This is a genomic window from Pseudarthrobacter sp. R1 (assembly GCF_024494415.1).
Taxonomy (GTDB): Bacteria; Actinomycetota; Actinomycetes; order Actinomycetales; family Micrococcaceae; genus Arthrobacter.
In genome coordinates this window covers 231,762-252,618 of record NZ_JAMKFI010000007.1, presented here as the reverse complement: position 1 = coordinate 252,618, position 20,857 = coordinate 231,762, and the positions used below count along the sequence as shown (strand labels likewise).

General features: G+C 62.7%; 17 protein-coding genes. 12 read left to right on the top strand and 5 right to left on the bottom strand.

Going from position 1 to position 20,857, the window contains the following annotated elements; genetic code table 11:
* Positions 1 to 142: 142 nt before the first annotated feature.
* The 7 genes from M8J71_RS09005 to M8J71_RS08975 all read left to right on the top strand — a co-directional run bounded on the left by M8J71_RS09005 (position 143) and on the right by M8J71_RS08975 (position 8,144).
* Entirely contained in the window at positions 143 to 1,258 is a 1,116-nt protein-coding gene (locus tag M8J71_RS09005) for a tyrosine-type recombinase/integrase (protein ID WP_256247568.1), read from the top strand.
* Positions 1,255 to 1,605 carry a helix-turn-helix domain-containing protein gene (locus tag M8J71_RS09000; protein WP_256247567.1) on the top strand — a complete coding sequence of 117 codons (351 nt, stop codon included), beginning with the start codon at positions 1,255 to 1,257 and terminating at the stop codon, positions 1,603 to 1,605. The genes M8J71_RS09005 and M8J71_RS09000 overlap by 4 nt, the downstream gene beginning before the upstream one ends.
* Entirely contained in the window at positions 1,595 to 4,120 is a 2,526-nt protein-coding gene (locus M8J71_RS08995) for a hypothetical protein (protein ID WP_256247566.1), read from the top strand. The genes M8J71_RS09000 and M8J71_RS08995 overlap by 11 nt, the downstream gene beginning before the upstream one ends.
* Before the next feature lie 1,181 nt (positions 4,121 to 5,301).
* Entirely contained in the window at positions 5,302 to 5,592 is a 291-nt protein-coding gene (locus M8J71_RS08990; RefSeq protein WP_256247565.1) for a hypothetical protein, read from the top strand.
* Positions 5,589 to 5,957: a GntR family transcriptional regulator gene (locus M8J71_RS08985; RefSeq protein ID WP_256247564.1), complete on the top strand. Its 369-nt coding sequence runs from the start codon at positions 5,589 to 5,591 to the stop codon at positions 5,955 to 5,957. Before M8J71_RS08990 ends, M8J71_RS08985 begins: the two co-directional genes overlap by 4 nt.
* Positions 5,958 to 6,547: 590 nt before the next feature.
* Positions 6,548 to 7,144 (top strand): RNA polymerase sigma factor, encoded by a 597-nt coding sequence (locus M8J71_RS08980; RefSeq protein ID WP_256247563.1) that lies wholly within the window; start codon positions 6,548 to 6,550, stop codon positions 7,142 to 7,144.
* Positions 7,110 to 8,144, top strand: coding sequence for a CU044_5270 family protein (locus tag M8J71_RS08975; RefSeq protein ID WP_256247562.1), 1,035 nt, complete (start codon positions 7,110 to 7,112; stop codon positions 8,142 to 8,144). Before M8J71_RS08980 ends, M8J71_RS08975 begins: the two co-directional genes overlap by 35 nt.
* Before the next feature lie 195 nt (positions 8,145 to 8,339).
* On the opposite strand, the gene M8J71_RS08970 is transcribed toward M8J71_RS08975, so the two are convergent.
* Positions 8,340 to 8,585 (bottom strand): hypothetical protein, encoded by a 246-nt coding sequence (locus M8J71_RS08970; RefSeq protein WP_256247561.1) that lies wholly within the window; start codon positions 8,583 to 8,585, stop codon positions 8,340 to 8,342.
* Positions 8,586 to 9,517: 932 nt separating this feature from the next.
* On the opposite strand from M8J71_RS08970, the gene M8J71_RS08965 reads away from it, so the two are divergent.
* From M8J71_RS08965 to M8J71_RS08960, 3 genes are all read left to right on the top strand, one after another.
* Positions 9,518 to 10,351, top strand: a complete 834-nt coding sequence (locus tag M8J71_RS08965) for a hypothetical protein (RefSeq protein ID WP_256247560.1) — start codon at positions 9,518 to 9,520, stop codon at positions 10,349 to 10,351.
* Between the two features lie 981 nt (positions 10,352 to 11,332).
* Positions 11,333 to 11,554, top strand: coding sequence for a PLD nuclease N-terminal domain-containing protein (locus M8J71_RS23610; protein WP_374114828.1), 222 nt, complete (start codon positions 11,333 to 11,335; stop codon positions 11,552 to 11,554).
* A 503-nt stretch (positions 11,555 to 12,057) separates the two neighbouring features.
* The gene (locus M8J71_RS08960) at positions 12,058 to 13,338 is read left to right on the top strand and encodes a Y-family DNA polymerase (protein ID WP_256247872.1); all 1,281 of its coding nucleotides are present in this window, start codon (positions 12,058 to 12,060) and stop codon (positions 13,336 to 13,338) included.
* A gap of 49 nt (positions 13,339 to 13,387) precedes the next feature.
* On the opposite strand, the gene treS is transcribed toward M8J71_RS08960, so the two are convergent.
* Positions 13,388 to 15,586: a maltose alpha-D-glucosyltransferase gene (treS, locus tag M8J71_RS08955; RefSeq protein ID WP_256247871.1), complete on the bottom strand. Its 2,199-nt coding sequence runs from the start codon at positions 15,584 to 15,586 to the stop codon at positions 13,388 to 13,390.
* A gap of 205 nt (positions 15,587 to 15,791) precedes the next feature.
* Entirely contained in the window at positions 15,792 to 17,135 is a 1,344-nt protein-coding gene (locus tag M8J71_RS08950) for a glycoside hydrolase family 27 protein (protein WP_256247559.1), read from the bottom strand.
* Between the two features lie 155 nt (positions 17,136 to 17,290).
* Between M8J71_RS08950 and M8J71_RS08945 the strand changes: the two genes are divergently transcribed.
* A complete protein-coding gene (locus M8J71_RS08945) occupies positions 17,291 to 18,547 on the top strand; it encodes a D-arabinono-1,4-lactone oxidase (protein WP_256247558.1) in 1,257 nt (418 codons plus the stop codon).
* Positions 18,548 to 18,634: 87 nt separating this feature from the next.
* Here the strand turns inward: M8J71_RS08945 and M8J71_RS08940 are convergent, their stop codons facing one another.
* A complete protein-coding gene (locus M8J71_RS08940; RefSeq protein ID WP_256247557.1) occupies positions 18,635 to 18,805 on the bottom strand; it encodes a hypothetical protein in 171 nt (56 codons plus the stop codon).
* Positions 18,806 to 18,925: 120 nt separating this feature from the next.
* Positions 18,926 to 20,410, bottom strand: coding sequence for a carboxyltransferase domain-containing protein (locus M8J71_RS08935; RefSeq protein WP_256247556.1), 1,485 nt, complete (start codon positions 20,408 to 20,410; stop codon positions 18,926 to 18,928).
* Between the two features lie 53 nt (positions 20,411 to 20,463).
* Between M8J71_RS08935 and M8J71_RS08930 the strand changes: the two genes are divergently transcribed.
* Positions 20,464 to 20,799: a hypothetical protein gene (locus M8J71_RS08930; RefSeq protein WP_256247555.1), complete on the top strand. Its 336-nt coding sequence runs from the start codon at positions 20,464 to 20,466 to the stop codon at positions 20,797 to 20,799.
* Positions 20,800 to 20,857: the final 58 nt, after the last annotated feature.

Here is a 20,857-nt window from a genome sequence, read left to right as displayed (position 1 = left end):
AACGGGAACGCATCCCGCCCTGATGCTTGCGTTATTGCTCTTGGGGTAGCTTATCGAACCCTTGACGGGCCTGGTTTTCGTTTTGCCTGGGCGCGCGAATTCCCGTTTAATGCATGATTAGTGCATTAAACGGGAGGATATTATGGTTCGACGCGGGGTTCCGGAAGGAGCGTCGTCGCTGCACATTGCGGCAGGGGTTGCTTTCCTTGACGAGGGGAATTCCGTGTTTGAGGCGATGCTGGATGGTTGGTCGATGCAGCAGCGCGGCGGCAGGAACCTGCGCGAGAAGAGCATCCGGAGCGCCGTCCTGAGGGTTCGCGATTTCCAGCGGTTCTGTGGTGAGTGGCCATGGGAGTGGACAGCCGGGAACATGGATGAGTGGACGTCGCATCTGGTCGCCGTGAAGCACCTGAGGCCTTCGACGATCCGGGTTTACCAATACGCGATCAAGGCTTTCTGTGATTTTCTTTGCTCGGAGCATTATGGCTGGGCAGATGAGTGCATGCAGCGGTTCGGCACGCATCCGACCCAGATCTGTCATGAGTGGAACACCACGGCCCATCTTCAGGACTACGAAGGGCGGCCGGGTCGGCGGCCGTTGACCCGGGATGAGCTGCAGCGGCTGCTGGACCGGGTGGACTCAGTGGTGGAGGAGTGCCTGCAGTCGCGGCGGAAAGGTGCCCTGCCGGCTTACCGGGACGCAACGCTGTTGAAGGTGACGTACGGGTGGGGCCTACGCATCAATGAGGCCGTGCAGCTGGATGTGACGGACTTCTACAGGAACCCGCATGCCCCTGAGTTCGGCCAGTACGGGATCCTGCACGTCCGGAATGGGAAGGCGTCCGCCGGGGGTGCACCCAAGCGCCGTTCGGTTGTCTCCTTACATGCGTGGGCGGTCGATTCTGTCCAGGACTACGTGGAGAACGTATGGCCGAACGTGCGCGACACCGATTCCAATGCGTTGTGGCTCTCGGAGCGAGGGGGTAGGTCCAGGGTCCGTGAGATCCAGGACCGTTTCGCGGAAATCAGGGATGAGCTTGGCCTCGATCCGGCTCTTTCGCCGCATGCCCTGCGACACAGTTACGTCACGCACCTGGTCGAATCCGGCGTGGATCCGGTGTTCGTCCAGCAACAGGTCGGCCATGCATACCAGTCAACGACCGGCCTCTACACTGCGGTGAGCACAGACTTTGCCAACAAGATGATGCGTCAGACACTCGACCAGTTGCTCAAGCCCGAAGCCGGAGGCATCAAATGAAAATGATCGGTTACGAGTGGCGGCTCAGGGAAGTCATGGCCGCCGCCGGCATGTTCAGCACGTCCAAACTGATCCCCGAACTGCAGGATCGGGGCGTTCATCTGTCCCAGAGCCAGGTCTACCGGCTCGTCACCGAGAAACCCGAACGACTCAACCTGCACGTCCTCGCAGCATTGATGGACATCTTTCACTGCTCCGCGGACGACCTTGTCCGGTCCGTGGAACTGGGCAAACCAGCGGCCAGGACCGGCACGGACGGTCCGGCAGAGGGCGGAACTGCCGATTTCCTCAGGGAGCGGAACCTTCGCCCGAAACGAGCGAGGATCATGCCTGACGATGCATCGTGATGAGGTCTTGGAAGCCATCACCGACATCGTCTGCTCGATCGAGGCAGCTCTTCCCCGCACTCTTGTCCGCTCCGCCGTTGGCGATGTCGTGCCAAGGCACCCTCACGCGCTCCGGCTCCTGGCAGCACTACAGGCACGCCCAACCCCTGTCGTCTCGGCAGAGAACGCAATGCCGCCGGCCTTGGACCGCCTCATCCAAAGTCTGCTCGGCGAGGGCGCCACGCGGCTAAGGCTTCCCGCCTGCGGCCACTGCTTGCAGGAGCGTGCACTCACGGCCCGCGACGGCGCCGTCAGGATCTGCGATACGTGCGACGCCAAAAGACGTCACAGCCAGACCTCGTGCGCCTGCTGCGGGCAGTTGCGTCGGCGGCGGGCAACGGCAGCCGGCCAGCACTACTGCGGCACCTGCTGGGATACGCTGGCCAAAGATGCCGGGACCACGCTCCTGAGCGTCCTCCGAGCCCACCTGCCACGGGCAACGGATGAGCAGGCCCGCGCTGCAGTTGCTGCGCTCAAGGTCCCCGGCGACGGCGGGCTGCTGCGGCTTGCTCTTGAATACCGGGCCTTCGGCAGCGGCTGGATGGCAGACCCTTCCGCCGGGCCGAGGCCGTTCCTAAGGCTGTATGAGTCACTGCGGGCCGAAGGTGTCCCTCTTCCGCCGCCCGGCTGCGGTCACTGCGGGAAAACGGTTGAACTCAAACACGTCCTCGAGCAGAGGCTCTGCTGCCGCCGCTGCTACACCGCTTCCCGCACACAGGCCTGCGACGGATGCGGGACCATCTGCACGATTACCCGTCGCGAACCGGACGGGAAAGGTCTGTGCCAGGGGTGCGCGAACAAGCTGCCCGACCAGTCAGCGCCCTGCACCGGCTGCGGGAACCTCAGGAAAATCGCTCTGGACAGCCCCGACGGGCCGCTTTGCCCATCATGTCGTGCACGCCAGCGCGTCGACACCTGCCGCACCTGCCGCCGGGTCAAACCCTGCCTGTATGAGGGAACACCCCGAGCACGCTGCCACGACTGTTCCAAGCCGAAGGAACGGTGCGTCCGCTGCGACCGGACACGGACCGTCGGAACCCGGGATTCCAACGGTCAGCCGCTCTGCAAGTCATGCGGCCGCCGCCGTGAAGCCTGTGCGGACTGCGGAAGGGACCGGCATGTCGCGGGACGGTCCGGCACCGCACCGCTTTGCGAGGACTGCTGGCCCAAAAGCCCTGCGTCCTTCCGCACCTGCCAACGCTGCGGGCAGCACCGCTACGTACATCGAGACGGCCACTGCGACCGATGCGCGGCAAACGACAAGATCCATGGCCTGTTCCCGACACAACTGACCGCACGGGTCCCGGAAGCCCTGGCGCTCCGGGACTGGTGCCTGGGCGCGGACGAGACAGCAATCCTGAGCACCTTCGGCCGGAAACGCACGGTCGAACTCCTCCGCACCGTCCTGAGCGCACCGGGAAACCTGTCCCACGATTTCCTGGACGCCGCCGGGTCCGCCCAGGCAACCGGGGCCGTGCGGTCCCTGCTGGTCGAGCACGGCCTGTTGCCACCCCGGGACGAGAACCTCTCACGCCTGGAACGATGGGTTACCACCACTGCCGAACTGATAGCCGACCCCGCCGAACGTCGGGCCTTCGTCCGGTTCGCCCGCTGGCGCCATCTGAACACCCTCCGGCGCAGGCCACAGCCCATCCCCTCAACGCTGACAACATCCCGACGACGGGAACTGCGCATTGTCCGTGAACTCCTCGACTGGGCACCGCAGCACGGAAAGAACCTATCAACCCTCAACCAAGCCGACCTGCAACGTTGGCAAGCGACCACACACAGCGAAACGCACCGCGTAAAGGCATTCCTCGCCTGGGCACACCGCAACAAACTCGCCGGTCGCCTCAGCGTCAGCCGACCACCGCACCCGGGCCTCGCCCTCGGCGGACCCGGCCTGGAGGAACGCCGTGCCCTACTCAGAAGCGTCACCGCATCCGACAGCCATCTGCCCGCGGCCAGAAAACTGGCCGCAGCCCTAGTGATACTTTTCGGCCTGCAACCGCACCAAATCGTCAGGCTCCAGATCAGGGACATCGACCACGAACACGGAAAGACCCGCCTGCGGCTGGGCGCGGACCCGCTGCACCTCCCCGACGAAATCGCCGCTATCGCCCTGGAAGCCCGAGCCAACCGCACCGCGCCACGGCTGTTCCGGCCAACAACGGACCCGACGTGGCTGCTGCCCGGCACCCGCCACGACCATCCGCTGACAACCCAGGCACTGATCGGGCAACTACGCGCCCTCGGCATCGAGCCGAATCCACACCGAACCGCCGCATTGGGGACTCTCGCGCAAACCCTTCCCCCGGCCATCCTCGCCCGCCTCACCGGGCTGAGCATGAGCAACGCCGTCCGCTGGTCAACAACAGTCGCAGCATCCAACGCCCGCTACGCGCCACTTACCGACCTCGCCAGAACCGCCGGCCCCGAACCCGCGGGCAAAACACGGGCAAAACCCTCAGAATGAACTGGTCCCCGAAATTGGGCGCCACCTGTCTCATAACTAACGATGAGACCCCTATTCTTGCGTGAAGGTTGCGACACATAGTTACGAGAATCGCCCTAGCCATCGTAGACCCCGAATTTCGGCGAAAATCGGTGACAGCGCACGTGAGGCGGCTGTTCTCTCGCTGAGACGTCTCGCATCCCAAGGGTTTCGAGGCAGTCTGAGGCGTAGCGGTTAGGGCACCTTCACCGTGCATTTCATTGTTCGGGGTAAACGTACATATCAGGAGCCGGCAACGGAGCAGAGGGATGAATCCGTGCCCGGCTGAACGCTCGACGACCGGCTTACGGGCGGGCGCTTCAGCTCTGAACGAGCTTCTTGTATTTCGAGCTTGACACAAGAAAAGCTTCACGCTTGTATCTCAGTAACGATACAAGCATGGGGGGCGTTTGATGATGGTGTCAGCGATGGTCGCGATAGTAATCGCGGCTTTATTAGCCGGCGGCCTTTGGGTAATGGTGCGTCGGGCGGTTGGCGCTTCTGCACATCGCCCTGCCGAGGGCGGCGTGACATCGACTGCGAGCCGCGCAGATGTCGCTTTGGTGTATCAGAGTGAAGCACGCGCCTCGCAGGCGGCGCTGGCGACGGGTTGCGGCGTCGCAGTACTAATGTGGGCTTGGGGTACATGGTGGACGCAAGGCTATGGTCTTCCCACTTCCCTTGCCGGCAGCGTCGGTGCCGTCGTGGGACTGGCCGCCTATGCCGTGATTCCACGACAGCTCTGGACTTCAGATCCCAGTGCAGGCGCGGTCGCTGATCTCACCCCACGTCGGCCCACATCGTTTGCTCGTCAATGGGTTTTCGTTTTGCCGACGATAGCCGCGATCATCCTGGCTCTCGGGCTGCTGCTAACGGGCGTCTATTCTGCGACAGATGAGAATGGCCTCCATCGTGTCTTTCAGCGACGAAACCTGGTGGGATGGGGAGTCGAAAATGGCCAAGTCATAGGCATCCAGTACAACCTCACATCTACGGGACCCTTCCCCGGGTGGTACTACGGCGTTCCCGTCATGATTTGCACGGCCCTGATGATCCTTGCCGTCTACTGGTCACTAAGCCGAACTGCGGCAGCGCCCCGCCCTCCGTCGGCTGAACTCTTCCACGCAGACACAGTGCTTCGAGGAATGCGGACTACTTTCATCATGGCGGCATCGAGTTCGGCACTGACCTTCCAAATTGCTGGGCTATCCGCAATCTCCGGAAATGTCCTCCGCTCTGCGCATTACGACGCCGTCCCGACGGTCGATCTCATGGCGCCAGCCGGGATGACCCCAGTCGAGCCCGGGCACACCCTCGCGCTGACTTTGCTCCTGTCAGCGCTTCCTCTTGCCGTGGTCGCCGTTGCCCTCCTCGCCAAGGCCATTGCCGTCAGCGTGGACATGAGGTCCCTTACGCAAAGCACCCGCCGCATGCCCCAGGAACCTGCTCGATGATCAGGGTCGATCCAAAATCGGCGGTCTCTCCCGTCCAACAGATACGGTCGCAACTGGCCGCACAGATACGGTCTGGGAACCTCGAGCCCGACAGTCGACTGCCTACAGTGCGCCAGCTCGCCGCCGACCTGCGGGTTGCACCAGGATCCGTAGCCAAGGCCTATAAGGAACTCGAGAGCGCGGGACTGATTCGCACAGCTCGAGCTGCGGGGACGAGGGTAAATCCCGGCCAGACCACCACTAAACCACTGGTGAGAGCAGCCGAAGAACTCGCCAATCAAGCAACCCATGAGGGCCTCACATTGGAAGAAGCGCAGGGCATCCTCGCGCACGCCTGGGCCCAGACGCATCACAAGCACTCGTAAAGATGCATAACGTCCGCGAGGTCTGCACCTAAAATCTCAAGAGCCCGGCAAAAGATCCCCAGGGAAACATCGATAGGAATCGTTAGCCGTCCCAGAAGGCTTAGAGTCGTTCCTCATTCTTGGAGGGTTTCTCTACTCGCTTGGACTTGTTGGCTAGTCGAACAACGAAAAGTACAAGTGCCACGGCAATGACGACGCATACGATGAGGAACAACAGCCCTAGCACCCAGGGTCCTTCAAAGAATCTGCCCACTTTATTCCCCCTAATTTGCCTTCCAGAACTGGGCCAAGGCTACATTCATCGCGCTACTCGTCCTAGTGCAAGAAACATGGATTCAGTACACCCAGGACGTGAAAGAAGCCGCTGCTCCCTGTGGTCGGTTCGGAAGAGGCCTGTCCGCACATCGTCCCGTTAGCCGGTCCCTCACCGGACGTCTCCACTGGTTCTATCAATGTGCACGGAGAGTGATCCTTCAGCGGGCAGCTGCAATAGAGCATGAAAGACTCTTATAAACGCCGCCAACCCTGAAATCCCTTGCGGCGGAGAAGGGGCCCGTGAACTCTTTTACCGCCAGCTGGCAATACATAGTGTGAGCACAGACAACGACATCATCAGGCGGTCGCGTGACAGCCCCACAGCTTTCGGGGAGCTGTACGACAGGCATGCCTCAAGCATCTATAGATACGCGGCACGGCGGGCCGGCGAATTCGTTGCCGACGACGTTACGTCGGAAACGTTTCTGGTGGCTTGGGAGCAGCTGGAATCCTATGACCCTGGCAGGGAGGATGCCCGGCCTTGGCTGTTCGGAATTGCCACCAATTTGCTTCGGCGGCACCACCGCGCTGAAGCCAAGGTTCTGAAAGCGGCCGCAAAAGCGGCTTCAAGAGAATCCGTCACAGATGACACGGAGGGTATCGCCGCCCGCGTGGACGCCGTCAACGCGACCGGCCGCATTGCCGGTGCACTGAAGGCTATGGCTGCCATTGACCGCGAGACGCTGCTGCTCTACGCCTGGGCAGACCTGACCTACGAAGGCATCGCCTTGGCTATGGACGTCCCGCTCGGAACCGTCCGCTCCCGCCTGAACCGTGCACGTCGGACCCTGCGGACCGAACTCAACCTCGAAATACTTGATGAAACGGAGAACGACCATGGACGACTTGCAGCTGCTCCGCGAAATGCGTAACGACATCGGCACCGCGCCACAAGCTACGTTGGCGCGCGGCCGCAACAAAGTCATGGACAGAATCAGCCCGGCATCCAGCTCAAAGGCGACGGCCACACACGCCACGGCAACCGCCAGGCCGATCCGCTTTAAGCGCCGCGTCCTCCTCGCTTCTGCCGCTGCGGCCCTGCTCGTCGGCGGAATGGTGGTCGCGGACGTAGTCAAGCCCACGGGTCCAGGGGCTACCGCCCAAGCAGCCGAGGTTCTGAACAACGCCGCGGCAGCAACCATCCAGACAGCTGATCCTGTAGTAAACCCCGGACAGTATCTGAAGATTCAAAGCACCAACCTATGGGCCTCGGCGGCAGTGGACGAAAACCAAAAGGAGTATCAGTGGCTGGATACGGAGAAGCAGACGATGTATATTCCGGCCGACAGGAACCAGGAATGGGTATGGGAACGCTCAGGCCGGATTCCGACGACATTTTTTGACGACGTGTCGAAGGAATATGTAGAGCGCACTCAAGCCGCCGGGCCGGAAGCATACGTCTTGCGCGGGGCGAACGGGGCCTTCTACGGGCCAGGAAGCGAATCCACATTCCCTTCCCTCAGCTACCTGGACTCCCTATCCCGGGAACCACGTGCGCTTCTGGATGACATCTATCAAAAAACCTCAGGGAAGGGTCAGTCGGTTGACGGTGAGGCACTGGTATTCATCGCCGATCTCCTCCGCACCGGGGTCGTTCCCGGCGATCTCCGCGCCACGCTATACAAGGCCGCGGCGCTGATCCCAGGAGTGACAGTGACCGATGAACAAGCAACACTCGACGGCCGCAAGGGCATCGCCATCGGCCGCGTAGAAGATTTCTCGCACTTCCGTCAAGACCTCATCATCGACCCCCAAAACGGGCTTCCCATCGGCGAACGGCAAGTCCTCACCGAACCACGAGGAACGATGCCGGCCGGAACAGCGACCGCATGGACAACGGTAGAAACCACGGTTTCAAACACCGCCCCCTAGTCCACTGAAGACGCCCGCCTCCGTCCCATAACGGAGGCGGGCATTCCTGAGTGCGGTAAAGGATTCCCTTGCGGGACAGATGAATTCCTGTGTCTCATAACCTCAGCGCCTCGAATCCCTAGGGTTACGAGACAAAGGTGCTACCAGCCAGTTGACTAACACGCTTGGCGTGCCACTGAGCAGCAGCTTGACTGCTTACAGCCCCTCGGCGTCACGTAGGAGCTTCTGAAATTCGTGAAGCGAAACGGTGCTTTGTCGGTCGATGCTAAATTCGTCCTCCACAGTCGCCGTGGCTGTGTCAGCGTCGAGCAGCACGTTGAAGGCGTTGTAGGTGAAATAGCGCTTTCCGGTCTGCATCCGCTCAATCGCGGTGAGGATTTGGGTGCGGATGTAGTCGTTCAACTCCCCGGACAAGAACTCATCAAGCGGTGATCGCAACATCAATGTGTCCTTGCGCTAGGCGGGCTGATTATCGCGTCCGGGAAAGCTGGCTGCAAGCCGGTTACAGGGCGCGCTTTGCCGGCTACTTTAGCCTGCCTAGCGCGGGCGGCTACGGCAAATGACCGTTACAAAGGCCGCTACGTCCCCAAGATCCTTATGATTTCCCACCCCCAGCACTTGGAGAAACCACCCGAGCGGCGCCCGGTAGAAGTTGGGGCTCCTTTCCGGTCATCTGCAACGGGCGGCGTATTCGGGACATTCCAGCTTCAGCCCACTGCAGAAGGCCTTGAGGTGCAGCCCGGCCCAGTAACGGACCGGCTTACGGGGCAACCAGGACAGTTCCTCCGGGGCTGATGGTATCGGGAAGTGGGAATTTTCTTTCCTGCGGCTGCCCTGGCTGACCTGACCGGGGTCAAGCAGTAGGGGTCGAAAGAAGGGTCATTCGTTTCTTCTTCTCAACAGCGTAGGGTCATTGGAAAGCCGATGATTGCAACACTCGTACCGCCAGAATTGGGGATACTTATGATGCCTTTCCTTCCCAGCTACGGAGGAGTGGGACTTGACCCTGCACTCGTCGTAGTCTTTTCCGCGGTCCTGCTATTGATTCTTGGAATTACTGCGTTCGTGATCATGAGGCGACGTCAGAAGTAGTTGGAGATGTGTTCAGCGGGAATATACAGTGACTCGCTTGTCCGGTGAAGGATTCGTGTCTCGAAACCTCTGCGCCTCGAAACTCTAGGGATACGAAACGGATCGGCGCGTAGCGCTCTAGGCACCTTTACCGGGAAGTTTTGCGGCGCATCACCCGGGATCCAAGAACTTCCCGCCGTGCATCCTGCAGAGCGCAGGCGGAGCATAAGTGGTGGCCGGCAAAGCCCCATACTTACGGGCGATATGGTGGCAGCACCCGAACGGACGAAAGTGAGCTTGCAATGACAGGGGCAACTGCAGCCGAGGTAATAGTCCCGCGACTGAGCGTGTGGGCGAAACAGCTAGTACTCGAGTGGCGTGACGATGTCATCGTTTCCCAGGACCTTTCGCGGGCAGCAAATAACGCCGGCTGGCACTCCCCAGCCGATGAAATTGTGATGTCGATCGGACTGATTACCGAGCTATACGTTCACGGGCTGGCAGGGAATCATGCAAATAACCACAGCAAGGACGAACTGGACCTCGACTTCAAAGACATCTGCGTCGGCCTCGCCGCGGGCAAACCGGTAGAACTAGGGGACAGCGGATATCTTTACCCGTTCCCTTCCAGCGGCGTTCTCGTCTACATCTACGGAACGAGCCTAGGCGTGAGAGCTTCGGAAATCGTGGACCCGGATCTACCCCTGGCAAAGCTTCGCGATCGCAAGGTCTGGATTGACTCTTTGCCTGGAAATCGAGCAAATGAGGAGAACCTTGCGGCGCCGGGGGCTGTCGGACGTGCGGTCATAGAGATCGGGCGAGGCTCGCCGTTGACGCCGCATCAGTTCTTCCAGGCTGCGAACCTGCTCGGTTACGAGGACCATAGGGATCAGGCCGTCGTGGGTTTCGGCACTCTTGCGCACTTGTTGGTTATCGGCGCAATCCGCGCTGGGGTGCTTGATGGCGATACTTTCGTCCCGGACGGCCGGGACATCGCCGATATTTACCGTGACCTTGCCCGCTGGTGGTTCGAAGAATCCCCCGAGTTGAGATTCACGAAACAGATACAGTACGTACCGTCACCGGGCCTGCCCCCGACTCCTAAGAACACCGCATTCGCTCTAACCCGCAACTAAGACGGCCTAACGATCGAGATCATAGGCACCCATGTAAGCAGAGCTTGATATGTGCCTCGTAGAGAATCCACTCGAAACAGCTGAACCCTTGTGTCTCGAAACCAAACCGCCTCGAATCCCTAGAGTTTTGAGGCGGCAGACCCTTAATAACCCATTTGAGGTTCGTGTTTTGGTTGCCGCCCTAACCACCAAGGTCGGGTCCCTGTGTTTGCAACACCGCCGGAGACGATTGGAGCAATTGCCTAGTTAGGTGACCGCATAGGGTTGCCGCTACGTGCTTCCCTGGACTCTTGGGGCTTTCTTGAGCGACGGTGCCACTGCAATACTTGCCGAATGACAGAGCCCGGTTCTCGCAACGTGTGGTTGCGCATGACAGACAGGGCAGGCTTGACCGAACCTGGGAAAAAACCGCCGGCGCAAAGTCCCAAGTGGCTCCTGTTCCAGACAATCGTCTGGTCCGCGTCGTTCGTACTGTGGTTGTCATTTGTCATCCGTAGCGGAGGACAAATGAACTTCCTGCACGGTGTCCTCGCTATCATGTCACTGACCCTGGCAGTTGCTAACTTCCTAATGCTCATGAAGTCCAAAAGGCGGTAAGCCCACGCTGCCTTTGCTGCCGGGCGAGAACATTTTTTCGGCCTTCATTGTGCGCGTTCCGGAGCAGTAGGGTTAGCAATTTGTGGGCTGCTACCAAACGCAGGTGTTTCCCGGCGCGACTTGTCCCGATGCGGGTTCCCTATCCAACTCGTTGTCTCGAAACCTCAGCGACTCGAAACCCTAGCGTTAGGCGGCGGAGGCTTCCGGTCTTTCCTCGGAACTTGCGGGTTCTGTGCCGCGGAGGGTTGGCCGTGTGACTATCTCTAGCTGGCACTTGGCGGTAGGGTCTACCGCATTCGAGAGTGACCATCGCTTCCGGCGAGAGTACTGATCTTTGGGGGGAAAATCTTGTTGACCATAGCTCGCTCCACAATTGCGAATCCTGTGATTCCTGCATCTTGGCTGGCCCTGGAATCTGCCGTTGCTCTAGCTTGTATCGCGCTGTTGATTGGAGCCTGGATAAGCATCTTCCGGACTAAGGATCAACCACCTACGACGCTCTTAGTATGGGCCGTCATCGTCTTCGTGCTGCCGTTTATCGGTCCTCTTCTGTGGTTCGTTGGAGGGCGAAAGGCTTCGCGACGAAACCGCTCTTTATCTTCCTAGGCCAGGCTCAATCGAACTAGCGATACTTTGGACATCTAGTCGCGCCACGGCGGACCGAAACAAGAAGCTGAAGTGATACAGGCCGGCTGGCCCGTAAGAGTCGCACTGGAGGTTCCCACTCCGGCTGTCTCGAAACCTCTGCGCCTCGAAACCCTAGGGTTTTGAGACGGTTCGGCGCATAGCGTTGGTCGACGACAAGGGTCAGAGGTCGTCAACCGAGGGCGTTCCGCCTACCGCCCCCTCCTGCTAGAGGTTCCTCCCCGAGTTTCTAGGACCGCAGATTCCGCATCAACTGAAATTCTGCAAACTTCTACCATTGTCAGAGCATGGCCGTAGACTCAGATATCGAACATATTCGAATTAGGGTGTGTCATGGATGCCGAGGCGGACCGTCGTGTGATAGAAGGTCGATCCCCCGCGACCGCGTCAGAAGCGGGGAATAGCGCAGGAACCATAAACGCGTACTACCGACATAAGGGATACCCGTGACCCGCCCAGCCATCATGCGGCAGATGCCCGAGATCGCCCACGTGGACGTCAACTGCTTCTATGCCAGCGCCGAACGAGCCTTTGACCCCTCCCTTGAGGGAAAGCCCCTGATCGTGCTCTCCAACAACGATGGCTGCGCCGTCACGCGCTCACCTGAAGCGAAGGCCCTGGGCATCGGAGTGGGCGAGCCGTGGTTTAAGCTCGCACCGCGGGCCAAGGAATGGGGCCTGATCGCGAAGTCCAGCAATTACGAACTCTATGGAGACATCAGCGCCCGCGTAATGGAACTGCTGGGCCGCTACTCCGCTTGGCTGGAGGTCTACAGCATCGACGAAGCATTCCTCGGCGTTAAAGGCACCCCGGACCACCTGCTGGAACTCGGTCGCACCATCAAGGCCGCGGCAGCCCGGAACGTCGGCGTCCCCGTCTGCGTGGGCATCGCCCGTACCAAAACCCTGGCCAAGCTGGCCAACCAGTGGGCCAAACACAATACGGCGTTCAACGGCGTCTGCCGCTGGGATTCTGTACCGCCGGAGCAGCAGGAGGCACTGATGGCCAGGCTCTCCGTGATCGAGGTCTGGGGCGTGGCAACCAGAATCACCAAACGCCTCAACGCCATGGGCATCCACTCCATCCTGGACCTCAAGCGCGCAGACCCTGTCCGGATCCGCGAGCGCTTCTCCGTGGTGATGATGCGGACCGTCCTCGAACTGCAGGGGACGCCCTGCATCCCCATGGAGGAAGCCCGGGTTGGCCGGGACCAGCTGATTTTCTCCCGCTCCTTTTCCACTCCCATCACCACGGCCCACGACGTGCGGCAGGTCCTCAGCGTTTATGCCCAGATGGCCAGCGGCCGGCTGGCCAAGCACAATCTGCAGGCCAAACTCCTCACCGCCTTCGCCGGAACGTCCCACTTCAACGCGCAGGAAACGTCCTTTCCCTCCGTGTGCGTCCCGCTTCCCATGCCGACAGCGGACCCTGTCATCCTCACCAAAGCCGCCCACGCGCTGCTGCCCGCCATCGTCGACGGCACCAGGTACGCCCGCGCCGGCATCATGGTCACGGACCTGCGGCCCAGCGGCAACCAGAAACCGCTCGAGCCGTTTGAGAACCCGCACGAGGAGAAGCACATCGGCCCGCTGCTGGAGGACATCACCCGCCGCTACGGCCGCGGCTCCATCGGCCTGGGCCATGCCGGGATCCGCGGCGGCCCGGACTGGACCATGAAGCGGGACATGCGCTCCCCCAGGTACACCACCCACTGGGACGAGCTCCCGCTCGTCAAGGCAGCCTAGCTGCACCAAGTCGTCGTGACCCGGGGAAGCGCCCCCACCACAGTTGTCCCTATGCTTCGTCCTCCACGCTGACCGGTTCCTCGATCAGCAGCGCCGTGCCCTGGTAGGCGCCGAGCTCGATGAAGAAACTGTGCAGGTCATCCACCTGGCCCACGGTCTCCTCGGTGAAGAGGTCCTGAACCTGCGCCCCGGCTTCCAGATGGGTGGAATGGACACTGCCGGTGATGCTTTCACCGGAGAAGTTCAGGACCGTCACCTGGATCTGCCCTGATGCGAGGCGGTGCACCATTACCAGCAGGCCCCGGTGGGAAACGTCCGGGACGTCCAGGAGCAGGCTGGTGGCAATTCCCCACTCCTCACGGACCTTGAGGATTTTCTGGAGCCTTCGGGCGAAGGACTGGTCGTCCTTGAGCTGCTCGGGCAGAGGACCGTAAAGGCTGCGTGCCCGGGGCATTCCCGATGCTGAGACGGTGGCCTCGGCATTGGTGCCCATCAGGTCGTGGGCGCCGCGGTTGATCCACCTGGTATCACCCTGGGCTGTGAGCTCGCTGACCTGCGCCCGGTCCAGGGTTGTCATGCCCACCATGTCCCAGCCGGAAAGCGCGAAGACTCCTGGCTGCAGCGCGTTGTACATGGCCAGCAGCAGGTGGGCTTCCCGCACCGTCTCAACCTGCTCGGCAGTCAGCGAGGAAATGTCCTTGATGCCCAGGGCGGCGGTGATAACGCTGACCGTGGTGCAGGCGATGCCGTTGGTGGTGAAGACCGCGTTGTAGGGCCCGTTTTCGCCCGTGAGTTTGCTCCGGAGCGTGTCCTGGACATGTTCGGTCAGCTCCGCGCCGGTCAATTCGGAACCAGCCAACTCAAAGACGTCGTCCTTGTGCCGGGTGGCGAAGTGCACCAGCTCGTAGGTCAGCTCATCGTGGTTCTGCAGCGCGTGCACCAGTGATGCCTGGTCCACACCGATCTCCATCGCGAGCCGCAGGGTCAGCCGCAGGAACTCCGTGTCCTGGGTGACCAGGGCATAGTGGTAGCCGGGCCGCGTGATGAAGTCGTAGGACAGGTCCGGACCGGTTTCGGAGGTCGCCTTGATGTCATCAATGGTGAGGTTGAGTTCCTGGAACGAGAAGCCGCCCACCTTGCGCACCATGCTGCCGATGAGCTGGTTGGCTGCTTCGGAGAGCGGATGTCCTTCGGACCAGCCGGGCTGTTCCTCTGCGCTTTTTTCGACGCCAAGGAAGCCGTTGGCATCCAGGCGCAGCGCCCCGGTACCCAGGTCCAGCAGCGAATGCAGTGCGTCGCCCACCACCAGGCGCATGCCTGAGAAGGTTGGGTCCAGCCAGTTGATGGACGGCTGCCCGGCCTTGAAGTAATGCAGGTACACCCAACGGCGCTTCTGGCCGGTGGTGTCCACAATGGCCCGGGTGGCGCTCCAGTTCGTTTCCTTCACGCCGGGTTCATAGAAGATGACCCGCTGCAGCCGGCCGATGATGTATCCGGCCTTCTGCAGGGCCTGCTCGGCTTCGGGGCTGATGTTTACCGAGTCCTCACCCGGCGGAACGTCGGGCAGCAGGTGCCAGTCCGATTCCGGAATGTCGATCATGTGATAAATGCCGGGGTAATCCCGGTAGTTCATCTCGGCCAGGCGGAAGTCCGCCCCCTTGCCGGTGTGCCCAGGGACGATGTCATCGATGATGGTGCCGTCGTGTTCGCCGGCAACCTCGCACATCCGGCGGAACTCGTCTTCGGAACCGAACAGCGGATCGATGGCCATGCTGATGCGGTCAAAGTGGCCGTCCACGCTGGGCGTTTCTGCCCACCCCTGCAGGCCGCCGGCCTTCTTCACCGGTCCTGTGTGGATGGCCCGGATACCGATTTCCCGGAACGTCTTCCACAATTCAGGATCGCCGAGCGCCCCCAGGAAGGATTGTCCCGGCGTCGTCATAAACGAAAGCGGGTAGGCAGTGAACCAGACGGAGGCGCGCTCGACGGCGGCCCGCGGGTTGGGGTGGGCGTAGGAGTGCTGCCACATGCTCGCCTGCCCTGACAGTTGCCGGGCAAGCACATTGGCATCGCCGAGCATCGCCTGGTTCCTCAGCCACTCCACGTAGGTTTTGTTGAGGCCGTCAAGTTCCAGTGACGGCGCGTTGGCAAAGTACTGCCGGCGGCGGGCTACAGGCCGCAGCGCCTTGGGCCGTGCAGGGTAAAACTTTTCATCGAAGGTAATTTCCGGCGCTTCCGGGGCCTCCATAAGCTCCGCGGCTTCCGCTGCCTCCGCTTCGGTCACACCGCCGGTGTCCCCCGCTAGCTCTGCTGCATCACCATCAGAGACGCTGGCGGCAGCTTTTCCCAGTTCAGACACTGAGTTCCTCCCTCAACTCGACTGCATTCCACTCTGCCATGATTCAACCGCCGGCCGAACGGCGCCGGGCGATGAATTTCCGGTGAGCGGCGGCTCAGGGAGTCCGTACCCGCGAGAACCGGTAGAAATGCACACCGTGCGGCGGAACCTCAAGGTGCAGCGCCGGCCGGCCCAACAGCGGGCGGATCACGGCGTCACGCCCACTCCAGGCCTCATGGCCGCGCCACTGCACCCCGTCCAGGAGTGCAGCGCCGGAAAGGGCTGTGCCCGCAAAGGAAGCACCCGGGCCTGGAAGCCCAAGGTCCGCGAGCGGCAGGGTCCGGGACAACCCGGCCGTTCCGGTGTTGAACGCCGCCACAAAGTAATCGTCCGACGCCGTGCTGTCCGCCGCCCACACCACCAGGCCGCCGTCGCGCAGTAACTCCCGGTTGTTGGTGCTGGCGCCGTGCACGTCCAGGAGGTGCCGGTTGGTCAGGAGGTCCAGGGTTTCCGCGGGCGACGACGGCAGGTCGCACCCGAGCATCAGCGGCGAACGTGCAACGCACCAGAGTGTCAGCATGGTCCGCTGTTCATCAAGGGTGAGGCGGCTGAGCCTCTCGCTTCCCCGTTCTGCCCGCTGGGCGATCCTGCCGACGGGCAGCATGTCGGCGTCCGCCCAGGCACCGGCGCGCTGGTGTGGGGCCCACCGTGCCAGCCGGGCGAACTGGGCCTCCACGTCCTCCCACACGTCCCAAAGGTCGTCTGATACCCGCCACATCTGGGCATTTACGCGGAGGTGCTCCAGCCTCGCCAGTGACACCGCCCTGCCCGGCGAAAGGCTGAGGACCATGTCCCGGCCGCTGCGGTCCAGGGCTTGGCGGTAGGCCTCGATTTCAGCGCCGAAGTAGGGCCCCAGCATGTCGTCTGCCTTGACGAAGTCCACTCCCCAGCCGGCGAACAGCCGCACCTGGGAGTCATAGTAGGCCTGGGCGCCGGGGTGGCTATGGTCCAGTCCGTAATTGTCGGTGTTCCAATCGCAGACCGAAGACGTGTCTGCCACTTCGCCGGCAGTGAAGTCCGTGCCTTCAATGGGGAGCCCCTGATGCACCGCCTGCCGGGGTATGCCCCGCATAATGTGCAGACCGAACTTGAGCCCCAGGTTGTGGATCCGGTCCGCCAGGGGTTTGAAGCCGAGGCCGCCCGCGGCCGAGGGGAACCGGTTGACGGCGGGAAGCTGCCGGCCAAAACCGTCCAGTTCCAGCACGGCACCCTCATTGTAGCCGCCCGCCCTCGCCGCGGGTTCGTACCACTGGATGTCCACCACCACCGTGTCCCACCCGAAGGGCAGCAGGTGTTCGGCCATAAAAGTAGCGTTCGCCAGCACCTCGTCCTCTGTCACGGTGGTGCCGTAGCAGTCCCAGCTGTTCCAGCCCATTGGGGGAGTTTTGGCAAGCGTCACCGGAAGAATTTACAACGATAGAAAGACGAAGGCAACAGTAGCTGGGGTTGCCTCGTGAAACGACGCAGCGGCACGTGCCGCCGCCTTGACATGCAGATTGTGAGCGCTGACAGTTGAGTGAGCCGCCACCCATCCCCCACCGGAAAGCTGATTCATTGAAGAACTGGGCAGGAAACCTCGAATACTCCTCTGCAAAGGTCGAACGGCCGGAATCCGTGGCGGAACTGGCACAGATCGTGGAGCGGGCGGCCCGGGTCAAGGCCCTGGGATCACGCCACTCCTTCAACCGTGTGGGCGACACCGATGGTGTCCACGTCCTGCTCGACGCCCTGCCCCAGCACATAGCCCTGGACACCGATCGCAACACTGTAAGGGTCAGCGGCGGCGTCAGCTACGGCGCCCTCTGCCGAACCCTCGAGCAGTCCGGTGTAGCCATCCACAACCTCGCGTCACTCCCCCACATTTCGGTGGCAGGCGCGGTGCAGACGGGAACCCACGGTTCGGGGGTGGACAACCCGTCGCTGGCCGGGGCCGTACAGTCCATCGACCTGGTAAGGCCCTCGGGCGAAACCGTCACCCTGTCCCGCGAAGATGGGGACGAATTCCTGGCCAGCGTGGTGGGCCTGGGCGCCCTGGGGATTGTCACCGGCCTCGAACTGGCCGTTCAGCCCAGCTTTGAGATGCGCCAGCGCGTGTTGGAGGACCTGCCATGGGAACGGGCGCTGGCGGCCTTTCCGGAGATCATGTCCAGCGCGTACAGCGTCAGCCTCTTCACCAATTACGCCGGCGACACCATCAGCCAGGTGTGGTTGAAAGCGCTCGGCTCGGAGCCCCCGCTGACCGAACTGTTTGGTGCCACGGCCGCCCTCGGGCCCCGGCACCCGCTGCCGGATGTGTCGGCCGAAAACTGCACCATCCAGCTTGATGAGCCGGGACAGTGGCTTGACCGGTTGCCGCACTTCCGTCACGAATTCACCCCCAGCAAGGGCGAGGAACTCCAGAGCGAATTCATCCTGCCGCTGGAGCATGCACCGGCCGCGCTGCAAGCTGTCCGCAGCCTGGCGGACAAGCTCGCGCCCCTGCTGTTTGTCTCGGAAATCCGCACCGGTGCCGCGGACGAATTCTGGCTGAGCCCCTTCTACAGGCAGCAAAGCGTGGCCCTGCACTTCACCTGGAAGCCGCTGCAGGCCGAGGTGGAAGCCCTGCTCCCGGAACTCGAGGACCTGCTCCGGCCCTTCGGCGCCCGGCCGCACTGGGGCAAGCTTTTCTCCCCCGGGGGCCACGACTGGGAGACGCTCTACCCCCGCTTCGCCGGGTTCCGGTCCCTGGCTTCGTCCCACGATCCCGAGGGCAAGTTCCGCAATGCTCTGCTGGACAGCATCCTCGGCGTCCCCGCAGCGAGCGGCCGGTAACTGAATGGGTACGCCCGCCACTGCGGCGGGCCGCGGAATGATGCGTACGACGGCGGGTGCCCACCCGCCGTCGGACGCTTCCGTTGGTTACCGGTCGCTCCAGCCGGAACGCGGGGGCGAGTCCAGAAACGTTGTCACGACGTCCTGCACCAGCCCCGTCCTGGACGTGCCGCCCGCGCCGTGCAACTGGTAGTACATCTGCAGGCCGTTGACGGGGGCGTATCCCGTTTCGGGGGCTGGCGTCACTGGCTCAGGCATGTGGTGGTCCTCCGTCCGTTTCGGGTCATCCTAGTGCGGTGGCGGTTCCGGCGGGAGGGCCAGTGTGAGGCCAAGGCAGTGCCTCTTATGCAAACGCGGACGCAGTTTTAGCCCCGGCCTCTACCCGCCGGAACCGGATACGGCCGCCGATCGGCACCTGCCCCGCGAGGTCCAGCTGGCCAGCTCCCCCTGCCGGTTCCGCTCCAGCGCCTGGCCGGCGAGGCGCATTCCGATCCGGTTGGACCGGGGGGTGACCTCCCACTCCTGGGCGTAGAACGATTCCACCGCCGCGGCGCCAAACCAGTCCTCCCGAGGGCCGGGCACAACGTCCAGCACCGTCACTCCCTTGCCAGGAAAATCGGGCTGGACCTCGGGATTGCTCACCACTCGGGATGCGGTGGCATCGCCGGCATGGATGAAGTCTCCCGCCGCCAGCGGGGCGGGCCCCAGGCCGGACAGCGTATCGGTGGAACGGCTGCCCAGGACTTGTTCGGCCTCCACGCCTCCACGCATGGCCAGATAGCTGCGGAAGCCTTGCTCCGGCGGGCCAATGGTCAGCAACTCCCCGTCCAGCAGCACGAACGGTTCTGCCGGGGTTATATGCCGTTCGAGGTATGCATCCTCGTCCTCCGGATCCCCGCCCGGGCCCTTTATAGTCAGCGACGCCGGAGCCCCGGTGACAGCCAGAATCTGGTCACCAACCGCCTGCACCTGCAGTCCTCCGGCCACGGTCTCGACGGCGGCAGCTGGCGGGCTGTTGCCCACCAGCCGGTTCCCGCGGCGCAGGGAGGAACGGTCCAAAGCGCCGGCGGTGCCCACACCCAAACCGGTGTGCCCGGGGCGACCGAGATCCTGGATAAGACTCTGCAATCCCGGTGACAGTATGCGCAGCCCCGCCTCGCGCGGGAACCCTGCCGCTTTAGTCCCCTCGTCCGTGCCCGCCACGTCGATGAGTTCCCGGACTGGCCGGAACTGCACCCGGTCGCCGGGGGCTGCGAGCGCGGGCTGCTCCCGGCCCAGGTCCCACATAAGGGCAGCCGTCCGGCCGATCAACTGCCACCCGCCGGGGCTTTGCCGCGGATAAACGGCCGAGTAGCTGCCGGCGAGGGCCACCGACCCTGCCGGAACAGCAGTCCGGGGCGAGGGACGGCGCGGAACGTTGAGCACCTGGTTCTCGCCCACCATGTAGCCGAAGCCGGGGGCGAATCCGCCAAAGGCCGCAGCCACTACGCCGTCCGGACCCAGGCCGGTCAGCGTTTCCACTTCGGCGAGGTCTTCGCCGTCGTACACGGTATCTATGGTTACCAGCCTGCCCTCCGCCCGCTCCTGGACCGCAAGGTCCATTGCGAGCAGCAGCTCCGGCATCCGGCGCGCCGCCCGCGGCGAATCGGCCATCACCAGCACTGTTTCCGCAGCCGCCAGGACATCCACCTGGCCTGGGAGCGGATGCTTCAGCAACAATGCCTGCAGTGCGAGAACGCCCGGAAGCCCGGAAAGCTCGGCGAGAACCACAGTGGTCCCCACCGCCCGGACCGCCAGCACCTTCAGTGCAGCGGACGGGACGGGGGATGCCGGATTTCCGGGAGCAGGCGGCGGTGTCCCCATAGGAACCTCATGGTACGCGGAACGTCAATACGCTGGATTGTTAGGCTGTACCCATGAACCGCCGCCTTGCCACCCTGTCCGCTGTGCCCCTCTTGCTGCTGCTTGCCGGCTGCGGCGCCGTAGAGGAAGCCGCCGGGAACGCAGCCAGCGATGCTGCTTCGAAGGTTGCCACTGCTGCCGCCGACGAAGTGAACCGGCAGATTTGCGCGGTGGTCCAGGACGGCCTGGTCAGCGTGGAGGACAAGCGGGTGCTCGGGGGGCTGGTCTCAGCCGCCCGTACCGCCGGCATCCCGCCAGAAATCACGACGCCGCTGGGCGAGATCGCGGAGGCCGGAGACCAGGTGCCCGCCGGGTCAGTCCAGGCCCTGAAGGATGCCTGCACGGCGTAAAGCTATTCCCTTTCATTGCCCCTTTTGGCCGCCGCGTCCTGGTGCTACCGTGAAATGA